Below are 8,030 nucleotides of genomic sequence, written 5' to 3' on the forward strand. Positions count from 1 at the left end.
AAGCGGGTGCTGCAGTGTGCCTCCGCGAGCTTCGATGCGTCCGTCTATGAGATCTTCATGGCGTTGCTGGAAGGCGCGACGCTGGTGATGGCCCCGCGCGAGGCCCTGCTGCCGGGAGCGGAGCTGGCGCGGCTGTTGCGCGAGGAGCGGGTGACGACCACGCTGCTGACACCCTCCGTGCTGGAGGTGACGCCGGCCGAGTCGCTGCCCGCGCTGGAGACGGTGCTGTCGGGCGCCGAGGCCTGCCACCCCGGACTGGTGGAGCGCTGGGGCAGGGGGCGTCGCTTCGTCAACGCCTACGGCCCCACGGAGATCAGCATCTGCGTGACCGTCACGGAGTGCTCGCCGGGGACGACCGTGACGCCCATTGGCCGGCCACTCGCGGGGACGCGGGCCTATGTGCTCGACGCGAGCCTGCGCCCGGTCTCCACGGGAGCGCACGGAGAGCTGTACGTGGGCGGCGCGGGTGTGAGCCGGGGTTACCTCGGTCGTCCGGAGCTGACGGCCGAGCGCTTCCTCCCGGATCCGTTCAGCGAGGAGCCGGGAGCACGCCTGTACCGGACCGGAGACGTGGCCCGGTGGCTGCCGGACGGACAACTGGAGTTCCTGGGGCGGGCCGACTCCCAGGTGAAGCTGCGCGGGTACCGCATCGAAGTGGGGGAGATCGAGGCCGCCCTGCGCGCGGCGCCCGGAATCCGCGAGGCGGTGGTGGCGCTTCGGCCGGGAGCGTCCGGCGAGCCCCGGCTCGTGGCCTGGGTGGTGCCGGTGGACGGCCAGGGGCCCTCGGTGCGCGAGCTGCGGGAGCGGTTGCGCGAGCGGCTTCCGGAGTACATGGTGCCCGCGGCCTTCGTGTCGCTGGAGGCACTGCCCCTCACGACGAGCGGCAAGGTGGATCGCCGCGCCCTCCCGGCGCCGGAGCGTTCCCGCGAGGAGTCCGCCTCCCATGAGCCGCCTCGCACGCCCGCGGAACAGGCGCTGGCCGAGGTGTGGGCGCAGGTGCTCGGGCACGAGCGCGTGGGCATCCACGACAACTTCTTCGAGCTGGGCGGCGACTCCATCCTCGCCATCCAGATCCTCTCCCGGGCCGCGCAGGCGGGTATCCACCTCACCGCGAAGCAACTGTTCTCCCAGCCGACGATCGCGCGGCTGGCCGCGGTGGCCGGCTCGGCGCCAGTGGTGGTGGCCGAGCAGGAGGCGGTGACGGGCCCGGTGGTGCTCACGCCCATCCAGCGCTGGTTCCTCGAGCAGGAGCAGCCGGCGCCGCACCACTTCAACCAGGCGCTGCTCCTCGTGTTGCGTGAGCCGTGGGACGCGGCGTTGCTCGAGGAGGCCCTCCAGCACCTGCTCCGCCACCACGACGCGCTGCGCATGCGCTTCTCACGGGGCGAGGCGGGTTGGAGCCAGGAGGGTGGAGTCCCCGAGGGGCACCTCCCGCTGGAGCGGGTGGACCTCTCCGGTCTGGAGCCGGGGGCGCGTCGCGCGGCCCTGGAGGCCCATGCCGCCCGGACGCAGGACTCGTTGGAGCTCACGAGCGGGAGGCTGGTGCGAGCGGTGCTGTACGAGCTCGGCGCGGGAGAGCCGCGGCGGCTGCTCCTCACCGTCCACCACCTCGTGGTGGACGGTGTCTCGTGGCGGGTGCTGTTGACGGACCTCGTCACGGCGTGGGCCCAGCTCCGAGCGGGTGGGCCGGTGCGACTGCCGCCGAAGACGACCTCCTTCCAGCAATGGGCGGAACGGCTGGAGGCGTATGCCCAGCGGCCCGCCGTGCGGGCGGAGGCGGAGTCCTGGGTGGGCCTGCCCTGGGAGCGCGTCTCGCGCCTCCCCGTGGATCTCCCCGGGGGCGAGGACACCGTGGGCTCCGCGCGCGTGGTGCGGGTGGAGCTCGACGCGGAGGCGACCCGGACGCTCGTGCAGGAAGTGCCGCGCGCCTGGCGCATGCGCGTGGATGAGGTGCTGCTGGCCGCGCTGGCGGAGTCCTTCCGCCGCTGGACGGGCGCGTCCTGCCTCCAGGTGGACCTGGAAGGGCACGGGCGCGAGGACGTGCTCGAGGGCGTGGACCTGTCGCGCACCGTGGGCTGGTTCACGAGCCTGTACCCGGTGCTGTTGGAGACGGGCGCGGGCCAGACGCCGGAGTCGGGGCTCCAGGCCATCAAGCAGTCCCTGCGGCGCATTCCCCAGCGGGGCCTGGGCTTCGGGGTGGTGCGCTACCTCTCCCGGGAGTCGGAGCTGGCCGCGCGCCTGCGTGCGATTCCAGCCTCGGAGGTGGCCTTCAACTACCTGGGGCAGTTCGACAACGTGCTGCCCGCGGAGTCGCCGCTCGTGCTGGCCTCCGAGTCCGTGGGCGCGACGCAGGACCCCCGGGCCCGCCTCTCGCACCGGATCAGCGTCAACGCGCTCATCTCCGGAGGGTGCCTCCAGGTCTCCTGGACGTACGCTGGGCAGCTCTACCGGAGCGAGACGCTGGAGTCCCTGTCTCGTGGCTTCCTGGACGCCCTGCGCTCCCTGCTCGGGCGTTGCACCGCGGACGATGCGGCAAGCGTCCTGACGCCCTCCGACTTCCCGCTGGCACCGCTCGGGCAGACGGCGCTGGATGCGCTGGTGGCACGGGTGGCTCCCGGCGGCGCGCGTGGCTGGAGGAGCCTGGAGGAGCTGTATCCGCTCTCCCCGCTGCAACTGGGAATGCTCTTCCACGTCCTGCGGGAGCAGGGCGGTGGCCTGTACTTCAACCAGCTCGTCTGCGAGCTGCGCGGCGACCTGGACCTCTCCTCCTTCAAGGAGGCGTGGCGGCGGGCGGTGGAGGCCCACTCCATCCTCCGCACGGCCATCGTCTGGGAAGACGTGGACGAGCCCCTCCAGGTGGTGTTCCGCGAGGCGGAGTTGCCGCTCCTCCAGGAGGACTGGCGGGGGGTGGCGGAATCGGAGCGGGAGGCCCGCCTCGCCACCTGGCTGGAGGCCGATCGCAGCCGGAGCTTCGACCTGTCCTCGCCGCCGCTGAGCCGGTTGGCCCTGCTGCGCACGGGCGAGGCCACCTACCGCTTCGTCTTCAGTCACCACCACATCGTGATGGATGGGTGGTCCGTTCCCGTCCTCATCCGCCGTGTCTTCGCCCTCTATGACCAGCTCTCCCAGGGGCTGGCGCCGCGGGTGGAGCAGACGCGGCCCTACCGCGACTACATCGGCTGGCTCCAGGGTCGGGGACTGGAGGAGTCCGAGCGCTTCTGGCGGCGCTCACTCGCGGGCTTCTCCGAGCCCACCGAGCTGGGACGCAGCCCCGCGCTCCAGGAGGAGTCCGGAGCGGGGCGGGCGACGCGGCGGTTGCACCTGTCCGCCGCCTCCACCGAGGCGCTCAACGCCTTCGTGCGCCAGCACGGGCTCACGCTCAACACCGTGCTCCAGGGCGCCTGGGCGCTCCTGCTGGGGCACCACGCGGGCACTCGCGACGTCGTCTTCGGCACCACCGTGTCCGGCCGCCCGCCGGAACTGCCCGGCGTGGAAGGCATGGTGGGCCTGTTCATCAACACGCTGCCGGTGCGCGTGCGCCTCTCGCCCGACGAGCCGCTCGTCCCGTGGCTTCAGCGGCTTCAGGCATGGCTGCTGGAGATGAGGCAGCACGAGCACTCGCCGCTGGTGAAGGTGCAGCGCTGGAGCGAGGTGCCCGCGGGCACTCCGCTCTTCGACAGCCTGCTCATCTTCGAGAACTACCCGGTGGACACGGCGCTCACCGCGAAGCTGCCCTCGCTGGAGGTGCGCGATGCGCGAGTGTTGGAGGTGGATCACCACCCGTTGACGCTCATCGCCGCGCCCGGGCGCGAGCTGCCGCTGCACCTCGCGTACGACGGCGCACGCTTCGACGCGGCCCACGTCGACCGGATGCTGGGGCAGTTGCGTCACCTGCTGGAGTCCATGGTGGCGAGGCCCGAGCAACGGCTGGGCGGGCTGTCCCCGGTGGACGCGGCCGAGCGGCACCGGCTCCTGAAGGAGTGGAGCGGGGTGCGGGTGCCTCCCGCGAAGGGCACGCTGCTGCACCGGCTCTTCGAGAAGTGGGCCGTGGAAACCCCGGAGGCGGAGGCGATCGTCTTCGGGAAGGAGCGGCTCACCTACGGAGAGGTGGAGGTGAGGGCGAATCAGCTCGCGCACCACCTGCGCGGGCTCGGGGTGGGAGCGGAGTCCCGGGTGGTGCTGTGCCTGGAGCGCTCGCCGGAGCTCGTCATCGCCATGCTGGGCGTCCTCAAGGCGGGGGGCGTGTACGTGCCGGTGGATCCGGCGTGGCCGGCGGCGCGGCTCCAGACGTTGTTGAAGGACAGCGCTGCCTCCCGGGTGATCGCCCAGGAGCGCACGGCCGGGTGGCTGGAGGGGCAGGGCGTCCAGCGGGTGGTGCTCGACACGGAGGAGACCCGCGAGGCCCTCTCGCGCGAGCCGCGGACGTCTCCCGGCGTGGAGGTGCACCCGGGGCAGCTCGCCTATGTCATCTACACCTCGGGTTCCACGGGCAAGCCCAAGGGCGTGCTGGTGGAGCACCAGGGCGCCTGCAACACCATCGTGTGGTCGTGCCAGTACTGGGCGGCGGGGCCGGGCAAGCGGGTGCTCCAGGTGGCCTCGGCGAGCTTCGATGTCTCCGTCTTCGACATCTTCGGCACGTTCCATGAGGGCGCGGTGTTGGTGATGGCTCCGCGCGAGTCGCTCATGCCGGGCGCGGAGCTGCTGCGGGTGCTGCGCGAGGAGCGGGTCAACGCCGCCGTGTTCACTCCCTCCGTCCTGGAGGCCACCCCCGTCGAGGAGCTGCCCGACCTGGAGTCGGTCATGGTGATCGGCGAGGTGTGCAGCCCGAGGTTGCCCCGTCGCTGGGGCGTGGGGCGGCGCTTCGTCAACTCGTACGGGCCCACGGAAGTCTCCATCTACGCGACCTTCGCCGATTGCGCGTCGGACGCCGTGCTCGCGCCCATCGGCCGGCCCTTCCCGGGCGTTCGCGCCTATGTGTTGGACTCGCGCCTGCACCCGGTGGCCGTGGGCGTGCGCGGGGAGCTGTTCCTCGGAGGCGTGGGCGTGGCCCGGGGCTACCTCGACCGGCCGGAGCTGACGGCCGAGCGCTTCGTCCCGGATCCCTTTTGCGAGGAGCCCGGTGCCCGCATGTACCGCACCGGGGACTTCGTCCGGTGGTTGCCGGACGGGCAGCTCGACTTCATCGGTCGCGTCGACGAGCAGGTGAAGCTGCGCGGGTTCCGCATCGAGCTGGGGGAGATCGAAGCCGTCCTGTGCGCCGAGCCCTCGGTGGGCGAGGCGGTGGTGGTGCTGCGCAAGCGGACCGAGGGGGACCCGTGGCTGGTGGCCTATGTGGTGGCCAGGGCGGGAGGGCCGGAGCTGGCGGTGCGCGAGTTGCGCGAGCGGTTGCGCGAGAAGCTCCCGGAGTACATGGTGCCCGCGGCCTTCGTGGTGCTGGAGGCGCTGCCGCGCACCACGAGTGGCAAGGTGGACCGCAAGGCGCTGCCCGCGCCGGAGCAGGCGCGCGAGACGCCCACCACCTGGGAGCCGCCTCGCACGCCGGTGGAGCACGCCCTGGCGGAGGCCTGGGCCGGAGTGCTCGGGCACGCGCGGGTGGGCATCCACGATGACTTCTTCGAGCTGGGGGGCGACTCCATCCTCGCCATCCGGATCATCTCCCGGGCCGCGCGGGCGGGCATCCACCTCACCGCGAAGCAGGTCTTCTCCCACCCGACGGTGGCCCGGCTCGCCGCGGTGGCGGGCGCCTCGTCCGGTTCGTCCGTGCAGGCGTCGGAGTCTCCCTCCGGCTTCCCGCTCGTGACGCTCGACCCGGACGCGCTGGAGGCCCTGTTGGAGCGGGTGGCGCGGGGAGATGCCCAGCGGCGCCGGAGCATCGAGGACGTGTACCCCCTCTCGCCGCTCCAGCAGGGGATGCTCTTCCACGTGCTCCACGCTTCCAGCACGGGCATGTACCTCAACCAGCTCTCCTGGGAGCTTCATGGGCCGCTGGACGTCACCGCCCTCTCCCGCGCCTGGCAGGAGACGGTGGCCCGCCACGCCATCCTGCGCTCGGCCTTCTTCTGGGAGGGCCTGGAAGAGCCGTTGCAGGTGGTGCTGCGGGACGTGCAACTCCCCCTCCGCTCGGAGGACTGGCGCGAGGTGCCGATCTCCGAGCGCGAGGCACGGTTCGCCGCGTGGATCCAGGCGGATCGGCGCCGGGGTCTCAAGCTGGAGCGTGCGCCCCTGCTGCGCTTCGCCCTGTTGCGCATGGGCGAGCGGGTCTGGCGGGGCGTCTTCAGCTTCTCGCACCTGGTGCTGGATGGCTGGTCCCTGCCGCTGGTGTTGCGCGAGGTGTTCGCCCGCTACGAGGCGCTGGTGCGCGGGGAGCGCCAGGTATGGCCCGAGGTGCGTCCGTTCCGGGACTTCATCGGCTGGCTGAAGCGTCAGGAGCTGGGCGCGGCCCGGGAGTTCTGGCGTGCGTCGCTGGCGGGTTTCACGTCTCCCACGCGCATGGGCGTGGATCGCGGGCCCCTCTCCGGAGGCGTGCCCGTGCGTCGGGAGCAGCGGGCGCACCTGTCCTCCGAGCAGGTCACCGCGCTCCAGGAGTTCTCGCGCCGTCACAAGGTGACGCTGAGCACGTGTCTGCTGGGAGCCTGGGCGCTGTTGCTGCGCCACCATACGGGCCAGGACGACGTGGTCTTCGGCAACACGGTCTCCGGGCGCCCCGCGACGTTGCCGGGCGTGGAGGAGACCGTCGGCATGTTCATCAACACGCTCCCGGTGCGCGCGCGCATTCCCCGAGGGGTGTCGGTGGGGGAGTGGCTGCGGACGCTCCAGGACTGGCTGCTGGAGATGCGGCAGCACGACTACAGCCCGCTGGTGGAGGTGCAGCGCTGGAGCGAGGTGCCGCTCGGGACGCCGCTCTTCGAGACGTTGGTGGTGGTGGAGAACCTGCGGGCGGATGCCGCGTTGGGGACGAGCGCCGGTGGTCTGGAGCTGCGAGATCCGCGCGGCTACGAGTCCGACAGCTTCCCGCTGGTGCTGATCGTGAATCCGCAGGAGGGGGTGGCGCTGCACCTCTTCCATGACGAGCGCCGCATCGACGTGGCGGACGCGGAGCGGCTGTTGGCGCGGCTCCAGCGCCTGCTGATGGGGCTGGCGGAGTCGGCGGAGCGCCCGGTGGTGGAGGTGTCGCCGCTGGACGAGGCGGAGCGCGGGCGGGTGCTGCGCGAGTGGAACGCGACGGCGGTGGAGCGTGGGGACGGGGTGGGGCTCGCGGCGCTGTTCGAGGCCCAGGTGGCGCGCACGCCGGAGGCTCCGGCGGTGGTGATGGGGACTGAGCGGCTCACCTTCCGCGAGCTGGACGCGAGGGTGAACCAGGTGGCGCGCCGGCTGCGGCGGATGGGCGTGGGCCCGGACGTGCGCGTGGGCCTGTGCGTGGAGCGCTCGGTGGAGCTGGTGGTGGGCCTGTGGGGCATCCTGAAGGCCGGCGGCGCGTACGTGCCGTTGGATCCAGGTTACCCGGCCGAGCGGCTGCGCTACATGCTGGAGGACTCGGGGGCCGGGGTGGTGGTGACGGCGGGAGCGGGCGCCGAGGGGCTCGTGGGGCCCGGGCAGCGGCTGCTGCGGCTGGACGGCGAGGCGGAGGCGCCGCGGGAGGAATCGGAGTCCCCGGTGTCGGGAGGCGCGGGGCCGGAGCACCTGGCGTATGCCATCTACACCTCGGGCAGCACCGGCCGTCCCAAGGCGGTGATGGTGCGGCAGGGGGCGGTGGCCAACCTCGTCGAGGCGCTGCACCGGGCGGTGTACGCGCCGCTGGGGACGGGGCAGCGGGTGAGCGTCAACGGCTCGGTGTCCTTCGACACGTCGGTGAAGCAGCTCTTCCAACTGCTGCGCGGCCATGCGCTGGACGTGACGCCGGAGCCCGTGCGCTTCGACGGCGAGGCCCTGGGCGAGTACCTGGAGCGGCAGCGGGTGGACGTCTTCGACTGCACACCCTCGCAGCTCCAGCTCCTGGTGGAGACGGGCTGGCTGGAGGAGGCCACGCGGCC

At 72.4% G+C, this 8,030-nt stretch carries 1 protein-coding gene; it reads left to right on the top strand.

Features of this window, described 5'->3' with window-relative positions; all coding sequences use genetic code 11:
* On the top strand, nucleotides 1-8,030 hold an 8,030-nt coding region (locus VF794_RS15660), incomplete at both ends, for an amino acid adenylation domain-containing protein (RefSeq protein ID WP_331111187.1).

Origin of the sequence: Archangium sp., from assembly GCF_036389735.1 — a bacterium.
In the GTDB taxonomy this organism is placed as follows: domain Bacteria; phylum Myxococcota; class Myxococcia; order Myxococcales; family Myxococcaceae; genus Archangium.